The following is a 24823-nucleotide window of genomic DNA, read 5'->3' on the forward strand; positions in this document are numbered from 1 at the left end:
ATATTTTTTGTAAAAATTTCACGCGCATTCAAAAGACCTTGTAATTCTACAAGGCCTTTTGTAAACTTCCTTTATTTTGTAGTAAATACATATTATGATACAACCCTTGTTTACTCAGTAATTCTTGATGTGTCCCTCTTTCCACTATCTCTCCATCATGCATAACAAAAATTTGATCTGCATCTTGAATGGTAGATAATCTGTGCGCAATTGCTATAGTCGTTCTCCCTTTTCGCATTTGCTGTAATGCTGTTTGGATTGCATCCTCCGTTTCTGTATCAATATTAGCTGTTGCTTCATCCAATACTAATACTTTCGGATTCGTTGCTATCGTTCTAGCAAAGGCAATTAATTGTCGTTGACCACTAGAAAAAGCGGTTCCTCTTTCTACTACTTCCGTTTCATACTGCTCTGGTAATTTCTCAATAAACGTATTCGCTTGCACAAATTGCGCTGCTTCTTTTACTTCTTCATCCGTAATCTCTTCATTATACATACGTATATTTTGTTTTACATTTCCCGCAAATAAAAATGCATCTTGCAGCACGAGTCCTATTTTTTTTCTAATTTCTTGTTCTGTAAATCCCTCTAAATCTACACCATCTATTACAATATTTCCGGAATTAATATTATAAAATCGCATTAACAAATTCATAATGGTACTTTTTCCACTACCAGTGTGTCCAACGAAAGCAACCGTTTGCCCTTGTTTCACGTGAAAAGATACATTTTTTAAAACATCTCGTTTACCATCATATGAAAAAGTAACATTTTTAAATTCAATATCTCCATTAACGACTTGAGGATTTCCCTCCCCTTTCTGAACTGGCGCTAAATCTTTTTCATCCATTAAATGAAATACACGTGATGATGAAACAAGTGCCTGTTGGAAAAATGATAATTTCATCATCATCTCATTTACAGGTTGGAAGAAACGGTGTATATAGTTAACAAAGGCATACAGAACTCCTACTTCAACAGGGCTCTTTAAAGCATCAATTCCAAATAAACCAAGGACTAACGCAATAGCTACAATATGAACTAAATCCGTTGCTGGACGTAAAAGTAACGCATCTAACTTTAACGTACGTCGCCCTGCACTATAATGTTTATCATTCACTTCTTCAAACTCTTTTCTCATGCGCTTTTCTTGTCTGAACACTTGAACAATATTCATTCCTTGAATAGACTCATTTAACTTTGCATTTAGCACGCTAAGTTGATTACGTACTTCTAAATAAAAAACTGCACTTTTCCGGCGATATAGCACCATAATTGCAAACATGATCGGAATTAATATGAGAGAAAATAGAGCTAATTTTACATTTAATAAAAACATTGCTACTACAATACCTATTAAAAAGACTACATTTTTGACAAATGTGGACAATACACTTACATAAAAATCTTTAATTGCTTCCGTATCATTCGTTATGCGCGATACGAGCGTACCAATCGGCGTACGATCAAAGAAACTTAATGACAGCTTTTGAACATGATCATATACTTCCACACGCATATCTTGAACAATTTTAAAAGCGATATTTTGAAAATATAATAAGTCTAAATATGTAAATAATACTTTTAATAAATGAGCAATAAGATACACTACAAATAGTGTAACAAGTGCTGATTGATCAAAGTTACGTGGTACTAAATGTTCATCAAGAAATTGTTTAATTAAAAAAGGCCCCATCATTTCGGTTACAGTTGCACCAACTAAAAAGACAAATGCTAAAGATAGCAATCCTTTATATGGCTTCATATAAGAAAGTAACCTACTTAAATCACTCCGCTTCTTCTTAGTCATCATACGCCTCCTTTCTCGACTAATGCTTCTAACTGCTGGCTCTCATACATTTCTTTATACCAACCGTTTTCTTCCATTAATTGCTCATGTGTACCTCGTTGCACAATTCGCCCCTCATCCACAACAAGTATAAGATTGGCATGTTGAATTGCACTTAAGCGATGAGCAGTAATAATCGTTGTTTTCCCTGCTCTTTCCCTCTTTAATGCACTTAAAATCGTTTCTTCTGTTTTTGCATCTACTGCTGATAAACAATCATCCAAAATTAAAATTTCAGCATCTGTTAATAAAGCACGCGCAATAGAAATTCTCTGTTTTTGACCTCCAGATAAAGAAACTCCTCTTTCTCCTACTACTGTTTCATACCCTTCTGAAAATTGGAGGATGTCATTATGAATACAAGCAATCTCTGCAGCGCGGGTAATTTCATTATATGTAGCATCCGCCTTTCCGAAGGCAATATTTTCCCCTATACTCGCTGAAAATAAAAAATGATCTTGCGGCACATATGAAATGGCAGAACGAACACCGTAAAGTGTCACATCACGAATATCCCGCTCCCCAACTTTTAATTCACCATTAAAATGATCATACTCACGGATTAAACATTTTAATAACGTCGTTTTCCCCGCACCCGTACGGCCGACAACTCCTAGTGTTTCACCTTTCTTCAAATCAAAGTGAACATCTATTAGCTGCGACAATTCATTTTTCTTATATGAAAATGAATCAACCGCAAATGTCACATCACCGCTTGCTACTTTATGTACAGCATCTTCTCTATTTACGACATCTGATTTTTGAGAGAGTATTTTCTCTACACGGTCATACGAAGCACGCCCACGCTCCATAATATTAAACAACCATCCAAACGCTAACATTGGCCAAACGAGGGTACCTAAGTACGTTGTAAATGTAACAAGATTACCTACAGTCAATTCGTCTCTCACAACTAATACTGACCCGTAACATACTGCAATTAAAAAAGAAAATCCAACGATAAGAGAGATGGTCGGATCAAACAACGAATCAATACGTGCAACCAACATATTTTTATGTACGACATCTTCTGACTTTTTTCGAAATGCTTGTAAATCTTCTTTTTCTTGTCCAAGTGACCGGATTACCTTCATCCCACTCATACTCTCTTGCACTTTATCATTGATTTCCGAAAACGATTGCTGCGCTTTATGAAATCTTTTATGTAATAACGTTCCATAATAATTTGTCGAAATCGCTACAATCGGCATTGGAATTAAGCTTAACAAAGTCAACTTCCAACTAATTGTAAAGCCCATCGCTACGAGTACACATCCACCAACCGCTAATGAATCAACGAGCGTTAGAACCCCCGATCCAGCAGTTTGTTGAATCGCCTGAATATCATTGGTCGCATGCGCCATCAAATCTCCAGTTCGACGTGATTGATAAAAAGATGGACTCATCTTTGTAAAATGTTCATATAAATTCTTTCGTAATTGACGGGCTAATTTTAACGAAGACCCAAAAATCATAATACGCCATAAATAACGTAATATGTACATAGTAACCCCTACAACCACTAACAAAATAACCCACTTCAACAATTTTTCAGATGTTAATGTTCCATTATTAATTTCATCTACCACAATACCTAGTACTTTCGGGGCTACAAGTTCAAGAAGCGCGACACCAAATAACATAATAATTCCGATTATGTACGCTCGTTTTTCCTGTTTAAAAAACCACGCTAAATTAATAAATACCTTCATTCTTCTCCTCCTCCCTTAAAATGAGCGATGTTTTCAGTTTACCAAAAATACAGAATTTTTAAAAGTTTTAAACTCTATAACTAAAAAAAGAAAGACACTCTTAGCGAGTGTCTTTTAGCGCTTATTTTGTTTGTTGCTTGCTCATTGCGCTCATCATTTGATTGATTTTCTTTTGGGAAGGTTTTTGTCCCATTTGCATCATCATCATTTTTAACATTTGTTCATTAATTGGTGGATTTTTTTCTAAGTAGTTCATCATGTATTTGCGGGCAATGAAAAATCCTAACGCCACACCTGCTACTAGTGCTACTACGCCCACTAGAATACCTAACCAAATTGGCATATATTTTCCTCCTTCATGTTGTCTACCTTACAGTGTACTAAAACCTTTTCAATAAGACAAGATACAATTCGACATTTTTTACACATATGTTCGTACTTGTTTTAGAGGATTCAGCCATCCGTACTTTGTATTTTCATAATCCATAGCTAAAAATGTTAATTCACACTTCCTTAACACCTCAAAGAAAGTCGTTTCCATAGAGACATTTCCAGAGGTATTCATACGAATATAGTGCGGTTTCACCATTATTTCGCCGTATTCCGATCCTGTATAAAGTGTATGTGTATGATGTGTTCGATCATATTTACCAAGAACGCGCAAAGCTTGTTCTAATTTATGATGAATTTTCATTACTTGTAATGGCATCGTTATATACATCATTTGTTTATATAACACTTTTTTCTCCGAAAGGGACCCAGATTCTGAAAATCGAGCAAATAAATCAAAAAACAAATATTCACGACCAAAGTAAGCCTTCGCAATATCCTCTTGAATTAAATACAATTCATACGTTTTCATCTTTCGCCTCCCAATCTGGACAACCTTTTCTCTTCATTATATAGAAGAAATTTTGCAATGATTGTCTGACTGCGGAGAGATAAAAAACTTTTTCTGTCGAAAAAACTCATTTACATAGAAAAACCTCTCCATGCCGGAGAGATTTTTCTAAAATCATTAAAGCATTTCTTTTACTTTACGAACAACGTTCTCTACAGTAAATCCATACTCTTCCATAATCTTCTCACCAGGAGCAGAAGCACCGAATGTATCGATACCTAACACATCTCCTTCAAGACCCACGTAACGGTGCCATCCGAATGTAGCACCCATTTCGATTGCGAAACGTTTTGTTACTGCTTTTGGTAATACAGATTCTTTGTACTCAGCAGTTTGAGCTTCAAAGCGATCCATAGATGGCATGCTGACAACAGATGCGTCAACGCCGTCTGCTGCTAGAGCTTTTTGTGCTTCAATAGCTAGACTTACTTCAGATCCAGTTGCAAGTAAGATTACATCAGCTGTTTCTTTTTTGCTTGCAGAAACTACATATGCACCTTTTGCTACTTTTTCATACGTATCGTCTTTTGCACCTTCTAATGTTGGAAGGTCTTGACGAGTTAATACTAAAGCAGTTGGTTTGTTTGTAGATTCTAGAGCTAGTCTCCAAGCCGCAACAGATTCATTGCCATCAGCTGGACGAATAACAGATACATTTGGCATTGCACGTAGCGCTGCTAATTGCTCGATTGGTTCATGTGTTGGACCATCTTCACCAACAGCGATACTGTCGTGTGTGAATACATACGTTACTGGCAATTGCATTAATGCTGCAAGACGAATTGCTGGACGTAAGTAGTCAGAGAATACGAAGAACGTACCACCGTAAGTTTTTAAACCGCCATGTAGTGCAATACCGTTCATTGCTGCACCCATTGCGAACTCACGTACACCGTACCAAATATTTTTTCCGCTGTAATCATCTCTTGTAAAGTCTTTTTCGTTATTCATGTATGTTTTGTTAGAACCAGCAAGGTCAGCAGATCCACCGAAGAATGATGGTACAGACTCTGCAATTGCATTAATTACAGCACCTGAAGAATTACGAGTTGCCGCTTTTGATCCTAATTCATAAGTTGGTAAGTTTTGCTCCCAACCTTCTGGAAGAAGACCATTCATTGCTGATTGCAGTTCGTTTGCTAATTCTGGGTATGCTTGTGCATATTCACCTAGCATCGTGTTCCACTCTGCTTGTGCAGTTTCACCAACATCTTGTACTGTTTTACGGAAGTTATCATATACTTCTTCTGCTACATGGAAATCTTGCTCAGCAGTCCAAGCATATGCTGCTTTCGTTAATTTTGTTTCATCTACACCAAGTGGAGAACCATGTGAAGCTGATTTTCCTGATTTGTTTGGAGAACCGAAACCAATTGTCGTTCTTACTTCAATTAGCGTTGGGCGTTTTTCGTCAGCTTTCGCTTCTTCGATTGCTTTCGCGATAGCTTCAATATCGTTTCCATCCTCAACACGGATTACTTGCCATCCGTATGCTTTGTAACGATCTTCTACACTTTCAGAGAATGAACGATTTAAATCGCCATCTAATGAAATATCATTTGAATCGTAAAGCACAACAAGACGACCTAATTGTAAGTGAGCAGCTAATGAAGATGCTTCAGCAGAAACGCCTTCCATTAAATCTCCATCACCACAAATAGCGTATGTATAATGATCTACTACATTATACGCATCACGGTTATATTTAGCAGCTAAATGTCTTTCAGCCATCGCCATACCTACAGCAGTTGAAATACCTTGTCCAAGTGGACCAGTAGTAGCATCTACACCAGCTGTATGACCGTACTCAGGATGTCCTGGAGTTTTGCTTCCCCATTGACGGAAGTTCTTTAAGTCATCCATTGTTACATCATAACCAGATAGGTGAAGTAGGCTATATAATAACATTGAACCATGACCTGCAGATAATACGAAACGATCACGGTTAAACCACGTTGGGTTATTTGGATTGTGTTTCATAAATTGAGTCCATAATGTATAAGCCATTGGTGCTGCACCCATTGGCATTCCTGGGTGACCAGAGTTTGCTTTTTCAATCGCATCGATGGATAATGTGCGAATCGTGTTGATAGAAAGTTGTTCGATTGAATGTGACATGCTATTCTTCCCTTCGCTTATATTAGTAAACGTTTTATACATTTATATGATAGCTTCCCACGCAAGATTATACAACATGTATCGACAAATATGTTGATATTTTTTTGGTTTTTTATAAAAAAATCAATGATTTCAGGAATGTATGGGCATTCAATATGACATACTTTTTTCATTGTTTTTATTTTAAAAAGAAAGGGAATTATCTGTATATTTATTCATCAATTTTAAATTCCATAATGCAAAATATATCCTTCCCCATTTTTCACTCTGCGAAGCAAACAAATAAACGACTGTAAATCTTGGGATAATTTATCTCGATTAAATACGTATCTTTCATATTCTCCATCCGTATTATTACCATTTTCCCATTGAAACTGTCCTGTCAATTCAATTATTTCTGGGGCTAAAGAAAACATGCTAACAAGCGAACAAAATAACTGTTCTGCTATTACTGCCCCTCGCTGTTCTATTTTCGTAATACCATAATAGTGAATTCCGAATCCTTCTGCTCTTTTCGCTGGATAATAGGTCGGAATCCAATGGATGAAATCTAATAGATATACGATTAGCTCATCACTTAATACAACACACTCATCTATCGTTGCCTCTTCTTTATATAGAAAACAAAGGTCAATCCAATCTATCTCTTTAAAATCTAATCCTTTTTTTTATTTGAAACAAATACAAAATCATGTTGTAAAGCCAAAATATCCCCCCTGGTTTTCCATAATGTCTACATTCATTATTCTTAATTATATAAAAAAAGCACCTTTTGTAGGTGCTTCTAACATAACTTATACGATTTTCTTCCGTATCGAACTTGAAATATAATCAATGATAATTACCATTAAAATGATACCCAATAAAATAATTCCCACACGAGACCAATTGCGTGAACTCAGTGCAAAAATGAGAGGCGTACCAATCCCCCCTGCTCCAATAACACCTAAAATAGCAGCGGATCGTACATTAATTTCGAACCTGTATAACGTATACGATAGAAAATCCGGTAATACTTGTGGTAATACTGCATACCAAAGTATTTGAAAGCGATTCGCGCCTGTTGCTATTAATGCTTCCGTCGGTCCCTTATCTATATTTTCAATTCCTTCTGAATATAGTTTTCCTAACATCCCAATAGAGTGTAACCCTAAAGCTAGAACTCCGGCAAAAGAGCCTGGTCCAACAGCTTTTATAAATAAAAGAGCCATAACTAATTCAGGAAATGTACGAACAAAACTAAGTACAAATTTTCCAGTTCCTGAAGTTAATTTTCCACTGCTCATATTCGTTGCTGCCCAAAAAGCGAATGGAACAGATAAAAAGGCAGAAATAAATGTACCTAATATCGCAATTGCCAACGTATCAATTAAACCATGTAATAAATCTTCACCATCTGGCAAAGATACATACGACCAATCCGGATTCAATACACCTGTCATAATTGCTTTTGTAATTTCTCCCGCCGTTTCCTTTATTCCCTCTAGCGGTACTCCTGAAAAAGCCCATACATAAACAAACGCAAGTGCTGTAAAAATAATCCAGCGATGCATACTCGGTTTCTTCGGTTTTGGTACGATTAACGTCGTTTTACTCATTATAATTTCTCCCGCAACAATGTACTTACATAATCAATTAACAATACAACAACAAGAGTATAGATAATAATAGAGGCAGTTTGTTCATATTGTAAAAATCCAAGTGTACGATCATAATATAGTCCAATACCACCAGCCCCTACTAAACCTAAAACAGCTGCTGCACGTACGTTCACCTCAAATGTATAAAGAACATAGGAGACAAAATGTGCTTTCACTTGCGGAATTACCCCATACACAATCCATTGTATTTTATTTGCTCCTACTGCTGTCATCGCTTCTAATGGACCTGGATCAATCGATTCAATTGACTCATACAATAATTTTGCCACAAGCCCAATCGAGAAAAAAGTAAGAGCCAAAATACCTGGAAGTGGTCCTATTCCAAAAATAGCTACAAAAATTGCCGCTAATAATAAATCTGGTATCGTTCGGATAAAATTTAAAACCAATCGGGCTGGACCGTACAAGAATGTACTAGTAAACACATTACTTGCCGCAAATAATGCCAGTGGAATAGCTAATATTGCTCCTAGAGTTGTCCCAATAATCGCCATACGTATTGTATCTAACATCGCTGTTGTAATAACTTGAAAATAGCTCCAATCTGGCGGCACCATCTCTTTTAATAAATCCATCATATTAGGAAAACCAATTACTAGTTTTGAAAATGATGCGTCCACCTGTACACTACTTCCCCACAACAGTAAAATGACTAAAAGAAACGTTAACATATGTTTCAACTTACTCGGCGGCTTCGGTATCGATTTCGAATATATCGTTACGTCACTCATTTAACTGCCACCTCTAACAATTCACTTTTCCGCGTTACGTCTCCATAAATTTCAGCAAATTTTTCATCCGTTGCCTCTTCTACTGAACCGTCAAAAACAATTTCTCCTGCATGTAATCCAATAATGCGTGTCGCATATTGCCTAGCTAACTCAATAGAATGTAAGTTTACAATTGTTGTAATTCCAAAATCTTCATTGATTTTTTTCAAATCATCTAATACTTGCTTTGTTGTTAGTGGATCTAACGATGCAACAGGTTCATCTGCCAATATGATTTTTGCTTCTTGCGCTAATGCTCTAGCAATCGATACCCTTTGCTGTTGTCCTCCTGATAATTCATCAGCTCTCGCATTTGCTTTTTCTAGAATATTCACCCTTTTTAACGATTGAAAAGCAAGCTCCAAATCTTCTTTTGGAAATAGACCTAACGTTGTACGCAGTGTTGAATGATACCCAACACGGCCAGCTAATACATTTTTCAATACCGTTGATCGCTTTACAAGATTAAAACTTTGAAAAATCATACCAATATCTCGGCGCATGCGTCGTAAGCCTTTTCCTTTCGCAGCAGTAATAGACTCCCCTTCAATCATAATTTCGCCTTCTGTAATCTCATGAAGTCGATTTACCGATCTGAGAAGTGTAGACTTTCCAGCCCCAGACAGCCCTACCATTACAACAAATTCGCCTTTTTTAATGTTCAAATTTATATGATTTAATCCTTTTGTACCATTCGGATACACTTTGGAGACATTTCGAAACTCTATCACACATCTTACCTACCTTCTATGTATTCAAAACGGCAAACTAACTGAAAACATATCATTCCAGTTAGCTGCCATTTCCATATGTATTATTGCGTTTTTACTTTCTTTCCATATTCACGAACGATATCAAATTTACTATCATCAGATTTAACATATCCTTCATGTGAATATACTTCTTTTATGATTTTGTGACCTTCCTCATTCTTTCCTATTTCAATGAAAGCGTCCTGTAATTTCTTACTCCACTCTGCATCTAAATCCGAACGTACCGAAATCGTATCGTTCGGAATCTTCTCTGTAAATTTCACTATTTTCGTTTGATCAAATATATTCGGATAATCTTTTTTTACAATATTACGAGCATCTTGGAATACAACAGCTGCATCTACATCACCATTTAAAAGAGCAATAAGCGACTGATCGTGACCTTTTAATGTAACAGGTTTCACATCTTTCAGTGGATCAATTCCATCTTTTAACAACACTGCCGCAGGCCATACATATCCCGCTGATGACGTTACATCTTGATAACCTATTTTTTTACCTTTTAAACCTTTTACACTATTAATATTTGAATCTTTCTTAACTACAAATTCTGATTTATAAAAGTCTACTAAATCCTTTGTAGGAGCTCCCGTTTCATCATCTACTCCAAAACGTTGTGCTTGTAAAATTACGTTTGCAGCCTTTTTCTCATGCGCTAACACATACGCTGTTGGAGGTAAAAACCCTACATCTACTTGCTTAGATGCCATCGCTTCTACAATTGTATTGTAGTTCGTTGAAATACTAACTTTTACCGGAATATTTAATTTATCACTTAATAGCTTCTCAAGTGGTTTTGCTTTCGCCTCTAATGTATCTGCATTTTGAGAAGGAACAAATTGAACATTTAAGGTTTTCGGTACATAACCTTTTTTCGTATCTTCATTTTTACTTGCACTAGATTCCTTCGTTCCACAGCCACTTAATAATCCCGCCGCCAATACAACTGTCGTGCTCATTGCAAAAACTTTTTTCAACATATTAAAGCCTCCATTTTTATTGTTATAAATTACCTTCCGTAAACATGAAGAAATATATCACACATTTTCATGAATAATTGTTTATTTACAGAATCTTTACACACTCTATACATTCTCATTAAAATTCTCTTCATATATTTGATATGCTTAATTAGTAGATAACAATAGAAAAGGTGAATGATATTGAACCAAAATCAAAATGTAACTTTAAACATCTTATTAACAAGTGATATACATGGTACTGTTTATCCAATTTACTACCAAGATAACTCCGAAGCTGAAATTGGTTTAGCTAAAATTTCTACTCTTATAAAAAAAGAACGTTCCCAAAATAGAAACGTTCTTTTAATTGATAACGGTGACTTCATACAAGGAACACCCTTTACTTATCATTACGCTACATATGAAAAAGATAAGAGAAATCCAATGTCTTTATTAGCGAACTATTTACGTTATGATGCCGCAGTGATTGGGAATCATGAATTTAATTATGGAATGGGCGTATTAAACAATGCGATTTCTACTGCGAACTTCCCGTATCTATCAGCAAACATTTTAGATAAAAACAGCAAAGAACCTTATTTCGGGAAACCATATATAATAAAACATATTGAATCAAATATAAAAATTGCTATTTTAGGGGTGACAACACATTATATTCCTAATTGGGAACAACCCCATCACATTCAAGATTTACAATTTGAAGATGCATTAGAAACAACAAAAAAATGGGTTTCTTATATTCACGAACACGAGAAACCAGATTTATTAGTCGTAGCGTATCACGGAGGATTTGAACGCGATCTACAAACCGGGGTACCGACTGAAGTTTTAACAGGTGAAAACCAAGGATATGCAATGTGCCATGAAATTGAAGGAATCGATATTTTACTAACAGGACACCAACACCGGGAAATCGCTGAAACCGCAATAAATGGTACAACAATTTTACAGACCGGATGCAATGGACACTCCGTTGGAAAAATAACAGTAACTTTTGAAAAAACAGAACAAAAATGGGTGAAAAAAGAGAGTTATTCACAATTATTGCCTGTGCAAGGAATCGCGGTGGACCAACATATTCTTTCCTTAGTTGCCGATTATGAAGAGAAAACACAAAATTGGCTGGATCACCCCATTGGACTAATCTGTGGAGACATGCAAATTTCAGACGCTATGCAAACTCGTTTGCAAGACCATCCTTTTATTGAATTTATAAATAACATACAGATGGAGATAGCTAATGTTTCTATTTCTTGTACAAGCTTATTTCATAATACATCTCCAGGTTTTCCTGAGCATGTAACAATGCGTGACATCGTCTCTAATTATATTTATCCAAATACATTACAAGTAATTAGAATAACTGGAGCAGATATAAAAGATGCCCTTGAACTCTCTGCTTCTTATTTCACATTACATGCAGATGGAGATATTATCGTAAACCCTACCTTCATAGAACCAAAGCCCCAACACTATAATTACGATATGTGGGAAGGGATTTCGTACGTATTAAACATTTCCAAACCTATTGGAGAGAGAGTAGAATCCTTACAATGCAAAGGCATTCCTCTTAATATAGATGAAGAGTATGACGTTGTTATGAATAATTATCGTGCTAGCGGCGGAGGAAACTTCTTTATGTTCCAAAATAAGCCCGTAATAAAAGACATACCAACAGATATGTCTGAACTAATTGCTAATTATATTTTGAAACACAAAAAGATAGAGGCAACAGTTAATAACAACTGGAAAGTTATTAAATAACGAATGTAATAAATAAAAAAGATGGGCTTTGCCCATCTTTTAGTTTAATTTTGCATTATCTTGCTTTTTTAAAGCTTTTAATTTCGCCGGTGTAACATCTGTACCTTGTTCGTTAACGACTTTAATTCCTTTAAGTTCGTTTAACATATTTTGACGAAATCCTTTTAAATATTGTTCACGTAGCGATTGACGCTCACGTTGTTCTTCTTCAGTTAAACCTTCAGCTTTTGCTTTTTTCGCTAAGAAGTTAATGCGTTCAACGAGTTCGTGACTAAGCATCTCGAATCCCCCTTCTAATCAAAACTGATTATTATCATACAATAGTTACGTTTCTTTATCAAGCAATTGCTTTGTATATTCTACATATCTACGATGTACTGTCGCTTTTGAAACGTTATGACCAAAGCCGCGAAGCGTCGCTGCAATTTCTTCGAAAGTAAGTTCATTCTTGCGCAAACGTACAATTTCCTCAATCGGCACTTCTTTCTTCTCTCGCCCTACACTTAAATGACGATTCTTTAAATTATTTTCTGGACGATAACCTTTTTCTACGGCTCGTTGCATACCACGTTTAATCTTCAAATTATGAATCTTTCTTTGGTACTCTTCAACAATACCGATAATATCTAATACCATCGAATCAGAATCCGACAATTGTAATTCCCCATTATGCGTATGCGTGTATACTTTTATTCCCTCTTTATGTAAACAGTGCATTAATGCAATTTTTGCATTCCCTCTACCAAGGCGCGTTTCATCTTGTATAAGTAACACATCAATTTGTTCATCTCGAATTGTATCAAGCACTTCTAATATGCCGTCACGTTCAATTGTATAGCCACTCGCCTGCTCTTCAATCACCTTAGTAACATTCATTTGATAGCGCTCAGCTAAATGCAATAATTCATCTTTTTGACGTAATAATGACGTTTCTTGCGCTTCCTTCGTTGTACTCACACGCGCATAAATAATTGCATTCATTATGAACCCCTCTTTCTCACTATTATTTCCCTCCAGTGTAACATAAATTCGCCTTTTGTTCGAACTTATGTTTGTAGAATGTTTTTTCGCATGTTATACTTATTAATAAGAAAAATGAAAGAAAACGAGGTGTTAGAAAACATGGAAAAGTTAACGAAACGCCAGCAAGACATTCTCGACTTTATTAAGCTAAAAGTACAAGAAAAAGGATATCCACCTTCCGTACGTGAAATTGGTCAAGCAGTCGGCCTCGCTTCTAGTTCTACAGTGCACGGACATTTATCACGACTAGAAGAAAAAGGATATATTCGACGCGATCCAACAAAACCACGAGCAATTGAAATTTTGGGTGACGATCGAATGGATGCAGAAACACAATCTGTTATTCAAGTTCCAATTGTCGGAAAAGTTACTGCTGGATTACCGATTACAGCAGTTGAAAGTGTAGAAGATCACTTCCCACTTCCAGCTAGCATTGTCGCTGGAGCAGACCAAGTGTTTATGTTACGTATTTCTGGAGATAGTATGATTGAAGCTGGTATTTTCGATGGTGATTTAGTTGTTGTTCGCCAGCAACAGTCTGCATATAATGGTGAAATTGTAGTCGCTTTAACAGAAGATAACGAAGCAACTGTTAAACGTTTCTACAAAGAAAAAGACCATTTCCGTCTACAACCGGAAAACTCTTCATTAGAGCCTATCATTTTAAAACAAGTGTCAGTTATCGGCAAAGTAATTGGCGTGTATCGTGATTTACATTAATAATAAAAGAAGATAATTACCTTATTTATATACGGTAATTATCTTCTTTTTTTGTATTTTGATAGATTTTCATACATTCTATTACTTACGAGCGAGTTTCAATCGTCACATCGCCAGCAGCTGTTTTACCACTAATCTTTTTACTGCCATTTCCAATAGTTATATTTTTATTTTCTTCATTAAAAATCATTACTTCGCCAGCAGCACTTTGCCCAGTTATAACTGCATCTTGTGGTTTTTCCAATAAAGTAATATCTACATCCCCAGCGGTTGAACTTGCCTCTACATCATATTTAGGATCATGATCCATAATATGCACTTCCCCACTAGCCGTTTTCGCTGTTATTTTCCCAATTACCTTTTTAAAATTTACCTCACCAGCTTTTGAAGATCCTTCCACACTTTTTGCTGTGACATGTTTCAAAGCTACTTCTCCGGCGAATGTCCCAGCAGTTATACGATCACTTTTCACATCACTTATTTCTATTTGTCCAGCAGATGAATTTACTTTTACATCTTGGTAAGAGCGTTCAGGCACAAGGAGAGTCACTGTAGACGTTTGAAACCTAAAATCGTAAAAGGAAAAATCAAATGAAGCACCTTTTTCTCTTTCCCCAATAATTTTTAATGTGTCACCATCTTCAGCAATACGAATCTCTTGTTTACGTGCATCTCCTGATTGCTTTACATAAAAAGAAGAATCAGGAGATTTTTGGACGACAATATCCCCAGCATCTAACTTAACTTCTATATTTTTTAATGTTTCGTTTTTAATAACATCTTCCTTGTTTCCTTTTTCCGCAGTTTGTACTGCTTTTTCATATGTTTGTGAAATCCCGATTACTCCAATAATGATACAAGCGATTGCTACTAACAATATTTTTTTCATCATCTACTCCCCTTTTATCATTTTGAAGTTCCATATTACATAACGTACACATAACCTTTTAAACCACATCGTACTATAATAAGCGACAATACATAACAACAAACCTATCCCAACAAACGTTATACTTACGAATACATCTAACCATATAAATGTACCCATAAATACTTTTCCAATAACGAAAAATGGTGTCACTACACTAACAATCCCACCGACCCAAAAGGAAAATATAAAAGCGATAATTGCGACTAACGGGCCTAATACAATAATGAAATTAAACAAACTAAGTCCAATCGCTGCCATGACAGCTCTTGTTATATTCGAAGTAGATGGGTCCTTTTTCATTTCATCAAAGCGATACAAAGCAAGTAAATCTTTCGCAATTACTTTCGGCGAGCCAAGACCCTTTATTATTTCCGATTCAGTTTTCCCCTCTTCTTTCCCAAACTGAAAATGCTCTTCATAATCACATAAAATATCTTTCCTCTCTTCTTCCGGTAACTTTCTAAGATGACTTGATAATTCTTTTAGAAACTGCTCTTTACTCATCCCATTCCACCCCTTCAATAATTTCTTGTACGCCTTTTGCAAAATCACGCCACTCTGTTACTAACAAATTCAGTTGCGTTTCCCCTTGCTCCGTTAGTTGATAATATTTACGAGGTGGTCCCTCCGTAGATTCTTTCAAATACGTTTGAAAATATTCTTCCTTCGTTAAACGACGTAATAAAGGATACACTGACCCTTCCGATATTAAAAATTTATTTGAGATTTGCTGAACAAGTTCATAACCGTAACAATCCTTACGCTTCACAAGTGCCAACACACACAGCTCTAACACACCTTTTTTAAACTGAACATTCAAGGTCAATCCCCCTTTCTCACTTCAGTACTGTTCAATACACGGTACTTATTATATCCATAATATACCACTTGGTATTGTTTATTGCAAGGTACTATATTTTTCAATACTTAATTATCGAATTAATTACACCCACACCATACTTCAACTTTCACATTTTCATTCATAGATAGCACGCATTTTAAATAGTCCACATGACTTTTTTCGGGCGTTTTGCGGGCAGCCATCCAGTTCATTTCACAAACCATTTGCCCACAAATAAAAAAAGCCCTGATACCGTAGTATCAAGGCATTTCTCTCTCTTAGTATAGAGACATATATTGATCGCGTTCCCATTGGTGAACTTGCGTTCTAAAGATATCCCACTCAATCTCTTTCGCTTCGATGAAGTGCTCAAGTAAATGCTCACCTAGTGCACCGCATACTACTTCATTCGATTGTAATGTTACTAAAGCTTGCGCTAATGTTGCTGGTAAATCAACGATACCCGCTTCTTCGCGCTCTTCTTTTGTCATTACATAGATGTTACGATCTACTGCAGCTGGTGGAGTTAATTTGTTTTTAATTCCGTCAAGACCTGCTGCTAATAATGTAGCCATTACTAAATATGGGTTTGCAGCTGGGTCAACACTACGTACTTCTACGCGTGTACTAATACCACGAGATGCAGGGATACGTACTAATGGGCTACGGTTTTGTGCAGACCATGCTACGTAACAAGGAGCTTCGTATCCAGGTACTAAACGCTTGTAAGAGTTTACAGTTGGGTTCGCTACCGCTGTAAATGCTGGCGCGTGTTTTAAGATACCTGCGATGAAGTGACGAGCATCATCACTTAATTGTAAGTCACCGTTTTGATCGAAGAATACATTCTCACCATTTTTGAATAATGATAAGTTACAGTGCATACCCGAACCGTTCACACCGTATAATGGTTTCGGCATAAATGTTGCGTGTAAACCGTGTTTACGAGCAATTGTTTTTACAACAAGTTTGAATGTTTGAATGTCATCACATGAACGAATTGCATTTGCATATTTAAAGTCAATTTCGTGTTGCCCTGGAGCAACCTCATGGTGAGACGCTTCAATTTCAAAGCCCATTTCTTCAAGTTCAAGAACGATATCACGACGACAGTTTTCCCCTAGATCCATCGGCGCAAGGTCGAAGTATCCACCGTTATCGTTTAATTCTAATGTTGGATTTCCTTTTTCATCTACTTTAAATAGGAAGAATTCTGGCTCTGGTCCAAGATTGAAATCTGAGAATCCTAATGCTTCCATTTCTTTTAACACACGCTTTAAATTGTTACGTGGATCACCATCAAATGGAGTGCCGTCTGCATTGTAAATATCACAGATTAATCGAGCTACTTTCCCTTTTTCAGCTGTCCAAGGGAAAATTACCCAAGTATCTAAATCCGGATATAAGTACATATCAGATTCTTCAATACGTACGAAACCTTCAATAGAAGATCCATCAAACATCATTTTGTTATCAAGAGCTTTTGTTAATTGGCTCACTGGAATTTCTACGTTTTTAATTACCCCTAAAAGGTCCGTAAATTGTAAGCGGATATACTTTACATTCTCTTCTTTCGCCAAACGGAAAATATCTTCTCTTGTGTATCTAGCCATTATAAATTCCTCCTTAGTCCCTCTAAACACCTTCAGAATCAGCTGTCTTTAGTGAAAAAACCTTGAAATGTCACCTTGTCGCAATGACGTTCGATTAAATCTACCTGTATGTTGTAGTTCGTCTCGAAGTATTTTGCGAAGCTCAGTTTTTGAAATTTCTTTCGTTTCTTCTTTTACTTTCACTGCTTCTGTTTGATTTTCTTTCATTAGTAACACTTGTTTAATACCAGCCATATTCAAGCCTTGATCTAATAAATCTTTAATCTCTAACAACTTATCTACATCGTTAAATGAAAATAATCTACGATTCCCCTTTGTACGGGTTGGAGAAACAAGATTATGCTCTTCATAATAGCGAATTTGACGTGCAGACAATTGTGTTAAATCCATAACAATACTAATAGGAAACAGCGGAGCAGAACGTCTATCTTCTTTCATTGTCTCAGTTCCTCCTTCGCCTTAACTGCTTCTCATTTTATACCATGTTATGTTTAGTGTCAATAGATGTTAGCTTTTCTTACATGATTTTTTATAAATTTTTTCATTCTTTTTTCTAATGAAATAAATCATTACTTTCATGCGAAAAAAGCTGTCGAAATCGACAGCTTCCCGTTAAGAAATTGTTAATAATTCTTTTTCAATTAATGCGTCAATTGCAGAACAAATCGCAATTTTCACATGTGAATAAGTTAATCCACCTTGCACGTAAGCAACATACGGCGGGCGAATCGGACCATCGGCTGACAACTCAATACTTGCACCTTGAATAAACGTTCCCGCAGCCATAATTACATCATCTTCATATCCAGGCATATAGTTGGCATATGGAGTGAAGTGAGAATTAATCGGAGATGCATATTGAATCGCTTGGCAGAATGCAATCATACGATCTTTATCATCAAATTGAACAGATTGAATTAAATCTGTTCTTGGCGCATTCCATGCTGGTGAAGTATTCATTCCTAACTTCTCTAAAAATGCAGCTGTAAAAACCGCTCCTTTTAGCGCTTGTCCCGCTACATGCGGTGCTAAGAAGAAACCTTGATACATTTCTTGCAGACTATATAAAGACGCTCCTGCTTCCGCACCAATTCCTGGAGATGTTAAACGATATGCACACGCTTCAACATACTGTTCTTTACCAACAATATAACCACCAGTTTTAACAATTCCACCACCTGGGTTTTTAATAAGCGAACCCGCCATTAAATCTGCACCAACATGACATGGCTCTTGTTCCTCAATAAACTCGCCATAACAGTTATCTACAAAAACGACAACATCAGGTTTAATTTCTTTAACAAACGCTATCATCTCTTTAATTTGCGAAATAGTAAATGACGGACGAGTAGCATAACCTTTCGAGCGCTGAATACCAATCATCTTCGTATTACTATGAATGGCAGCCGCAACAGCTCCAAAATCAACAAGCCCCTCTTCAGTAAGCGGAACTGCATTATAACCAATATTATATTCTTTAAATGAACCTACACCTTTTCCGCGCACACCAACGATTTCTTCTAACGTATCATACGGCTTGCCAGTAATGTACAACAACTCATCTCCTGGACGTAAAATACCGAATAACGCCGTAGAAATAGCGTGCGTACCTGAAATAATTTGCGGACGAACAAGACCCGCTTCCGCTCCAAATACATCTGCATACACTTTTTCTAACGTATCACGGCCAATATCATCATAACCGTAACCTGTCGTCGGAATAAAATGTGAATCGCTAATTTTATGTTTACGAAAACTTTCTAATACACGAAACTGATTACTTTCAATTACTTCATCCGCACGTTTATGTACTTCTATAATTTGACTCTCTACTTCTTTTACGATTGGAGCAATTTTTTCTCCATTTTTCAAACGATCAAACATTTTTATTTTCTCCTTCTTCCACTAAAAATCTCTTTAATTGTACATTAAGCGATGAGTGAGCAAAAATATACCCTGCGCAATCATATACAAATTTATCTTCCAAAAAATCCATCTTCGTTAATAAGGTCTCCGTCTTCAATAGAGTTAACAACTTACCTTCACTCGGAGGAATTTCCACTTGATAACGATTCATTTCTTCCTTCATTTTCGTTTCTATCGCTTCTTTTATATGTAATAGATCATTTTCTTCAAAAGCACTAGTCATTAAGAAGTCATTTTTCGGAAACGGAATGAAATTTTGATGTAATTCATCTTTTTTATTATATAACGTAATAATAGGAATATGATTAATTTCGAGTTCTGACAATAATTGTTTTACTGTTTTCTCATGCCCTTCATAATTAGGATCTGCAGAATCAACAACATGTAAAATAACATCCGCTTCACCAGCTTCTTCTAATGTCGAACGAAAAGCAGCGATTAATGATGTAGGTAAATCTTGTATAAAACCAACCGTATCAGTTAGTAATACTGTATAACCAGAAGGTAACGGCATCTTCCTTGTTGTCGGGTCTAGCGTTGCAAACAACAAGTTTTCTTCAAATGTATCAGCTTCCGTTAATCTATTAAACAGCGTAGATTTTCCCGCATTTGTATATCCTATTAATGAAACTTGAAATACTTTATTATCTTTTCTTCTTTCACGATACCTTTTTCTATGTTCCACAACAACCGCAAGTTGTTTCTTTATTTCATCAATGCGCGATCGAATATGACGACGATCCGTCTCAAGCTTCGTCTCACCCGGTCCTCTCGTTCCAATACCACCACCAAGACGTGACAAAGACAACCCTTGTCCCATAAGACGCGGCATTGTATATTGCAATTGAGCTAATTCTACTTGAAGCTTACCTTCTCTCGACTTCGCACGTTGCGCAAAAATATCTAATATGAGTTGCGTTCGATCAATTACCCTCGCATCTAATACTGAAGATAAATTCCGAATTTGACTCGGCGTTAATTCGTTATTAAATACGATAACATCCGGTTCTAATTCTTCAGTTAGCATTGTAAGCTCTTCTAATTTACCTTTACCTATATAAGTCGCCGGATGAAACTTCGGTCGTTTTTGCATTGTAGACACTAACAATTCTGCACGTGCAGTTTTCGCTAGCGATGCAAGCTCTTTCATGGAATGCATAAATTTTTCATCATCTTCTTGCGGCAATTGACAGCCCACTAATATGACTTTTTCTTTTTCTTCCATCAAATATGTTCACTCATCCTTTTCGAAATTTAAACCTTCTAATATAATAGCAGAGGAAGCACATTTCATCTAGTTAGCGGGGGAGAAAATTCATGGCATGGGAGATTTTTAGCATCATAGGCACAATCGCTTTCGCATTAAGCGGAGCCATTGTTGCAATGGAAGAGGATTATGATATTTTCGGGGTGTATATTTTAGGAATGGCCACCGCATTTGGGGGAGGTGCCCTTCGTAATTTATTAATCGGTTATCCGATTGTCGCGTTTTGGCAACAAGACATGTTATTCCAAATCGCACTTTTATCAATGACGATTATTTTTCTTTTTCCAAATAAATTAATTAGACACTGGAAAAAGTGGGAAAACATTACTGATGCTATCGGCTTATCAGCATTTGCCGTTCAAGGAGCATTATACGCTCAAAAACTAAACTTACCAATTAGCGCTACAATCGTAGCAGCTGTTTTAACTGGCATTGGCGGCGGTATTATTCGCGACCTTTTAGCCCGTAGAAAACCTCTCGTTCTGCGAGCTGATGTATATGCTTTTTGGACGATTCTAGCAGGTTTCTTAATCGGCGCTCAAATTATTGTTAGCGATTGGGCTCTATACACCTTATTCATTTTAATTGTTTGCTTCCGCATGGTTTCTATTCATTACAAATGGCATTTACCGCATAGACGCATCGACACAAACGAACGTTCAATGAACAAATAGCAATCCAACCTCTTTACAGATCGTAAAGAGGTTTTTCTTTTCTAACGAGTTTTTCTTTACATAATGTTTATACTAATCCTCAAAGCGAGGTGAATAAAAATGACAAACCATGTTAATAAAGGGTCTCAAAAAAGCTCAGTAGGCCAAATTGGACACGATTTTAATTCTGCACACGAAAAAAGCGCTAAAATGGAACGCTTCCATAAATCTTATCAAGAAAAAGCAAAAAAATAATAAAAGCATTTATACAAAAAACAGACGCACAGTTTACGTACTGTGCGTCTCCTCTTCAAACATCAAATCACTACTTGATATTCCAATCAAATCATATTTATCATACGAATCCTCTTGCAACAATCGCATTGCTTGTGTACGAATCGATTTTTCAACAATATTCCGGACATATCGTCCATTACTAAACGATGTAATTTGCGACGAATACTTTACAGCATGTAAATGGTCTCTAAATTTCCATTCAGCCTCTTTCGATAACTGATATTCACGTTCTTCATACATCCTCTTCCCTATTTCTAACAGCTGATTTACCGAGTAATCCGCAAACTCAATTATGAACGGAAAACGGGATTGCAGCCCTGGATTCAATGAAAGAAAATGATTCATCTCTCTTGAATATCCGGCCAAAATTAATACAAAACCGTGTTGTTTATCTTCCATATGTTTTACGAGCGTATCAATTGCTTCTTTTCCAAAATCTTTTTCTCCCCCTCGGGCTAATGAATACGCCTCATCAATAAACAAAATCCCCCCCATTGCTTTTTTTATTAAATCCCTTGTTTTTTGAGCTGTATGACCGATGTACTCTCCTACAAGATCCGCACGTTCGGCTTCAACTAAATGCCCTTTTGATAGAATATTCATCTCAAATAACAACTTCCCTATCATTCTAGCAACAGTTGTCTTACCGGTACCGGGATTCCCTTTAAATAACATATGGAGTACTTGCTTCTCCGACTTCAATCCTATTTCTTGCCTTTTTTTATTTACATAAATCCAAGCATATATTTCTTTTATTATCTTTTTTATATCATCCATCCCAACGAGCTTCCCCATCTCTTCTTCAATTCTTTGTAGCATCTCATGTTTCGTAGTAGTTTCACTTGAAATTGCAGTTTTATTTTCTGCGGCCGGTAAAGAAATTTTCTTTCGATGATTTAACACGATGTTAATTTGATTATTATTTTTCTTTCGCATCGATTGTTCCATACAATCACCTCATTTTATCCACTCACCAAATATTATTATTCTTGTCTCCCTTGCAAATGACTATTTTCAGAAAAGTTTGCTATAATATAAGAAATAATGAAGGTGGTGGGACTATGGAGACAACGGAATTCCATGATACAATACAAGCCTTTTCTATTTTTTTATTAAATAAAGGCCGAAAACCTTCAACTATTAAACGTTATGTTTATGACATTGAAGATTTCGGACATTGGTTAGAAAGAAACAAAAAGCTCCCTTCCAGTAATATATGGGCTACACTTTGTACAAAAGACTACGAAGATTACTTTTTCGACTTAAAAAAGAATCGACATTACTCAGAGAAAACGATGCACCGTGTATTTATTGTATTAAATAGAATGCATCACTTTTTAAACATCCCTAACCCATTAAAGAACATGGAAATTTCTATTCAACCAGACCGCACACTCCGCAATGAAGATTTCATTTCATCTGATGAAGAAAAAAGATTAAAACATATAGTTACTTCATTAGAAGGACTTTCAGAAAAGCAACGTCCTGTACGCCCTTTATTGATGGATCGTAATATCGCTATTTTAAACTTATTAATTGACTATGGATTATCCTTACAGGAACTGACAGCATTAACTATGCATCATGTCCACTTTGAAACGAACACATTATCTATACCAGCAACCGCAGGGGTAGAAAGAACAATTTTATTAACTAGCGAAGACAAAAAACAACTATATACTTATTATAAAAGCATCCCTGAACCCGTTCGCCCAAAATACCATAGTAATGATCCATTATTTATTGCGTTTGATTTTAATCGCGGAACATACAGATGGGTATACGAAAATGATGCACCAAAAGGATTAACAGAAATCGCTATCCAAAAAATGATTCGCCTTGAAGTATCTAGAGCTAATTTACGTAAAGGAATCTCAGGACAACACTTTCGTAACACCTATATTTTAAACTTAATAAAAAAAGAAACTCCAGAGTCAGAAATTATAAAACTAGCTGGATTCAAATCAAAAATTTCACTAAAACGATATTATCAATACGCAGAAAATAGAAAAAACGCCTTATCATAAGGCGTTTTTTCTATTTTTTCTTCAAACAAACGATTTTACTATGACCATTTAACTAATTTTTGCATCTACTATGATGAGTTTCGTTCATATCCTCATTAGAAAGGAGAGATTTAATGTCTCATTATAACGACAGTCAGAACAAATTCTCCAAACCATGCTTTCCAAGTAGCGCCGGACGAATCCCAAATACCCCATCAATCCCAGTTACTAAGGCACAACTTAGAACATTCCGAGCGATCATTATTGATTTAACAAAAATAATCCCAAAACTTTTCGCAAATCCATCTCCCCAAAATATTGAAGACCTAATCGATACATTGAACCTACTAAGTAAATTTATTTGCTCACTAGACGCTACTTCCTCCCTGAAAGCACAAGGGCTAGCTATTATTAAAAACTTAATAACTATATTAAAAAATCCAACTTTCGTAGCAAGCGCGGTATTTATCGAGCTTCAAAATTTAATTAATTATTTACTATACATTACAAAATTATTCCGAATCGACCCTTGCACACTTCAAGAGCTTCTTAAATTAATAGCAGCATTACAAACCGCTCTAGTTAATTCTGCTTCATTTATTCAAGGACCTACTGGACCTACTGGGCCAGCAGGCGCTACGGGGGCTACCGGACCTCAAGGACCTCAAGGTAACACGGGCGCCCAAGGACCCGCTGGCGCTACTGGACCTCAAGGGCCTCAAGGTAACACTGGCGCTCAAGGACCCGCTGGCGCTACCGGGCCTCAAGGTAACACGGGTGCTCAAGGACCCGCTGGCGCTACGGGGGCTACTGGACCTCAAGGGCCTCAGGGTAACACGGGCGCTCAAGGACCCGCTGGCGCTACCGGACCTCAAGGACCTCAAGGTAACACGGGCGCTCAAGGACCCGCTGGCGCTACCGGACCTCAAGGTAACACGGGCGCTACCGGCGCTACTGGACCTCAGGGCGTTCAAGGTAACACGGGCGCTACCGGCGCTACTGGACCTCAGGGCGT

At 36.6% G+C, this 24823-nt stretch carries 25 protein-coding genes and 1 pseudogene; 6 read left to right on the plus strand and 20 right to left on the minus strand.

Annotated elements, in window-relative coordinates:
- Nucleotides 1-46 precede the first annotated feature (46 nt).
- The 10 genes and pseudogenes from AC3WTI_RS09080 to AC3WTI_RS09125 form a co-directional block, all read right to left on the minus strand.
- Nucleotides 47-1810 carry an ABC transporter ATP-binding protein gene (locus AC3WTI_RS09080; RefSeq protein WP_087958703.1) on the minus strand — a complete coding sequence of 588 codons (1764 nt, stop codon included), beginning with the start codon at nt 1808-1810 and terminating at the stop codon, nt 47-49.
- Nucleotides 1810-3561: an ABC transporter ATP-binding protein gene (locus AC3WTI_RS09085; protein ID WP_097841662.1), complete on the minus strand. Its 1752-nt coding sequence runs from the start codon at nt 3559-3561 to the stop codon at nt 1810-1812. Before AC3WTI_RS09085 ends, AC3WTI_RS09080 begins: the two co-directional genes overlap by 1 nt.
- A gap of 121 nt (nt 3562-3682) precedes the next feature.
- The gene (locus tag AC3WTI_RS09090) at nt 3683-3904 is read right to left on the minus strand and encodes a YneF family protein (RefSeq protein WP_001123316.1); all 222 of its coding nucleotides are present in this window, start codon (nt 3902-3904) and stop codon (nt 3683-3685) included.
- Nucleotides 3905-3982: 78 nt separating this feature from the next.
- Nucleotides 3983-4423 (minus strand): sporulation inhibitor of replication protein SirA, encoded by a 441-nt coding sequence (sirA, locus tag AC3WTI_RS09095; protein ID WP_087958701.1) that lies wholly within the window; start codon nt 4421-4423, stop codon nt 3983-3985.
- Nucleotides 4424-4579: 156 nt separating this feature from the next.
- A complete protein-coding gene (gene tkt / locus AC3WTI_RS09100; protein WP_087958700.1) occupies nt 4580-6580 on the minus strand; it encodes a transketolase in 2001 nt (666 codons plus the stop codon).
- A gap of 224 nt (nt 6581-6804) precedes the next feature.
- Nucleotides 6805-7286: pseudogene (locus tag AC3WTI_RS09105) on the minus strand (coproporphyrinogen III oxidase).
- Between the two features lie 88 nt (nt 7287-7374).
- Nucleotides 7375-8178 (minus strand): phosphonate ABC transporter, permease protein PhnE, encoded by an 804-nt coding sequence (gene phnE / locus AC3WTI_RS09110; RefSeq protein ID WP_097841663.1) that lies wholly within the window; start codon nt 8176-8178, stop codon nt 7375-7377.
- On the minus strand, nt 8178-8972 hold the full coding sequence (gene phnE / locus AC3WTI_RS09115; RefSeq protein WP_087958698.1) for a phosphonate ABC transporter, permease protein PhnE: 795 nt from the start codon (nt 8970-8972) through the stop codon (nt 8178-8180). The genes phnE (AC3WTI_RS09110) and phnE (AC3WTI_RS09115) overlap by 1 nt, the downstream gene beginning before the upstream one ends.
- Nucleotides 8969-9742: a phosphonate ABC transporter ATP-binding protein gene (gene phnC, locus AC3WTI_RS09120; protein ID WP_097841664.1), complete on the minus strand. Its 774-nt coding sequence runs from the start codon at nt 9740-9742 to the stop codon at nt 8969-8971. Before phnC ends, phnE (AC3WTI_RS09115) begins: the two co-directional genes overlap by 4 nt.
- 83 nt (nt 9743-9825) lie before the next feature.
- Nucleotides 9826-10764 carry a phosphate/phosphite/phosphonate ABC transporter substrate-binding protein gene (locus AC3WTI_RS09125; protein WP_097841665.1) on the minus strand — a complete coding sequence of 313 codons (939 nt, stop codon included), beginning with the start codon at nt 10762-10764 and terminating at the stop codon, nt 9826-9828.
- A 183-nt stretch (nt 10765-10947) separates the two neighbouring features.
- On the opposite strand from AC3WTI_RS09125, the gene AC3WTI_RS09130 reads away from it, so the two are divergent.
- A complete protein-coding gene (locus tag AC3WTI_RS09130) occupies nt 10948-12531 on the plus strand; it encodes a bifunctional metallophosphatase/5'-nucleotidase (protein WP_097841666.1) in 1584 nt (527 codons plus the stop codon).
- Nucleotides 12532-12570: 39 nt separating this feature from the next.
- Here AC3WTI_RS09130 and AC3WTI_RS09135 read toward each other — a convergent pair whose 3' ends face one another.
- Entirely contained in the window at nt 12571-12810 is a 240-nt protein-coding gene (locus AC3WTI_RS09135) for a DUF896 domain-containing protein (RefSeq protein ID WP_000948565.1), read from the minus strand.
- 45 nt (nt 12811-12855) lie between these two features.
- Nucleotides 12856-13512, minus strand: a complete 657-nt coding sequence (locus AC3WTI_RS09140; RefSeq protein ID WP_097841667.1) for a YneB family resolvase-like protein — start codon at nt 13510-13512, stop codon at nt 12856-12858.
- A gap of 141 nt (nt 13513-13653) precedes the next feature.
- Between AC3WTI_RS09140 and lexA the strand changes: the two genes are divergently transcribed.
- Nucleotides 13654-14274, plus strand: a complete 621-nt coding sequence (gene lexA, locus AC3WTI_RS09145; protein WP_048527687.1) for a transcriptional repressor LexA — start codon at nt 13654-13656, stop codon at nt 14272-14274.
- Nucleotides 14275-14359: 85 nt separating this feature from the next.
- On the opposite strand, the gene AC3WTI_RS09150 is transcribed toward lexA, so the two are convergent.
- From AC3WTI_RS09150 to hflX, 7 genes are all read right to left on the minus strand, one after another.
- Nucleotides 14360-15166 carry a DUF4097 family beta strand repeat-containing protein gene (locus tag AC3WTI_RS09150; RefSeq protein WP_097841668.1) on the minus strand — a complete coding sequence of 269 codons (807 nt, stop codon included), beginning with the start codon at nt 15164-15166 and terminating at the stop codon, nt 14360-14362.
- Entirely contained in the window at nt 15167-15709 is a 543-nt protein-coding gene (locus tag AC3WTI_RS09155; RefSeq protein ID WP_087958692.1) for a DUF1700 domain-containing protein, read from the minus strand.
- A complete protein-coding gene (locus tag AC3WTI_RS09160; RefSeq protein ID WP_142286752.1) occupies nt 15702-16025 on the minus strand; it encodes a PadR family transcriptional regulator in 324 nt (107 codons plus the stop codon). The genes AC3WTI_RS09155 and AC3WTI_RS09160 overlap by 8 nt, the downstream gene beginning before the upstream one ends.
- A 299-nt stretch (nt 16026-16324) precedes the next feature.
- Nucleotides 16325-17659: a type I glutamate--ammonia ligase gene (gene glnA / locus AC3WTI_RS09165; RefSeq protein ID WP_000135338.1), complete on the minus strand. Its 1335-nt coding sequence runs from the start codon at nt 17657-17659 to the stop codon at nt 16325-16327.
- A 48-nt stretch (nt 17660-17707) separates the two neighbouring features.
- On the minus strand, nt 17708-18097 hold the full coding sequence (glnR, locus tag AC3WTI_RS09170) for a transcriptional repressor GlnR (RefSeq protein WP_001978453.1): 390 nt from the start codon (nt 18095-18097) through the stop codon (nt 17708-17710).
- Between the two features lie 174 nt (nt 18098-18271).
- A complete protein-coding gene (locus AC3WTI_RS09175) occupies nt 18272-19543 on the minus strand; it encodes a methionine gamma-lyase family protein (RefSeq protein WP_087958690.1) in 1272 nt (423 codons plus the stop codon).
- Nucleotides 19536-20810, minus strand: coding sequence for a GTPase HflX (gene hflX, locus AC3WTI_RS09180; RefSeq protein ID WP_142305906.1), 1275 nt, complete (start codon nt 20808-20810; stop codon nt 19536-19538). Before hflX ends, AC3WTI_RS09175 begins: the two co-directional genes overlap by 8 nt.
- Before the next feature lie 92 nt (nt 20811-20902).
- On the opposite strand from hflX, the gene AC3WTI_RS09185 reads away from it, so the two are divergent.
- Entirely contained in the window at nt 20903-21526 is a 624-nt protein-coding gene (locus tag AC3WTI_RS09185) for a trimeric intracellular cation channel family protein (RefSeq protein ID WP_071757744.1), read from the plus strand.
- A 99-nt stretch (nt 21527-21625) separates the two neighbouring features.
- Complete coding sequence (locus tag AC3WTI_RS09190) at nt 21626-21760, plus strand: hypothetical protein (RefSeq protein WP_255448302.1); 135 nt, start codon at nt 21626-21628, stop codon at nt 21758-21760.
- A 33-nt stretch (nt 21761-21793) separates the two neighbouring features.
- Here AC3WTI_RS09190 and spoVK read toward each other — a convergent pair whose 3' ends face one another.
- Nucleotides 21794-22750, minus strand: coding sequence for a stage V sporulation protein K (gene spoVK, locus AC3WTI_RS09195; RefSeq protein WP_087958688.1), 957 nt, complete (start codon nt 22748-22750; stop codon nt 21794-21796).
- A 113-nt stretch (nt 22751-22863) separates the two neighbouring features.
- On the opposite strand from spoVK, the gene AC3WTI_RS09200 reads away from it, so the two are divergent.
- Nucleotides 22864-23829 carry a tyrosine-type recombinase/integrase gene (locus tag AC3WTI_RS09200; protein WP_087958687.1) on the plus strand — a complete coding sequence of 322 codons (966 nt, stop codon included), beginning with the start codon at nt 22864-22866 and terminating at the stop codon, nt 23827-23829.
- A gap of 113 nt (nt 23830-23942) precedes the next feature.
- Nucleotides 23943-24823 (plus strand): collagen-like repeat preface domain-containing protein (locus AC3WTI_RS09205; protein ID WP_492304355.1); only part of this gene is annotated, 881 nt, incomplete at its 3' end.

Source organism: Bacillus sp. EB106-02-03-XG38, from assembly GCF_058792175.1.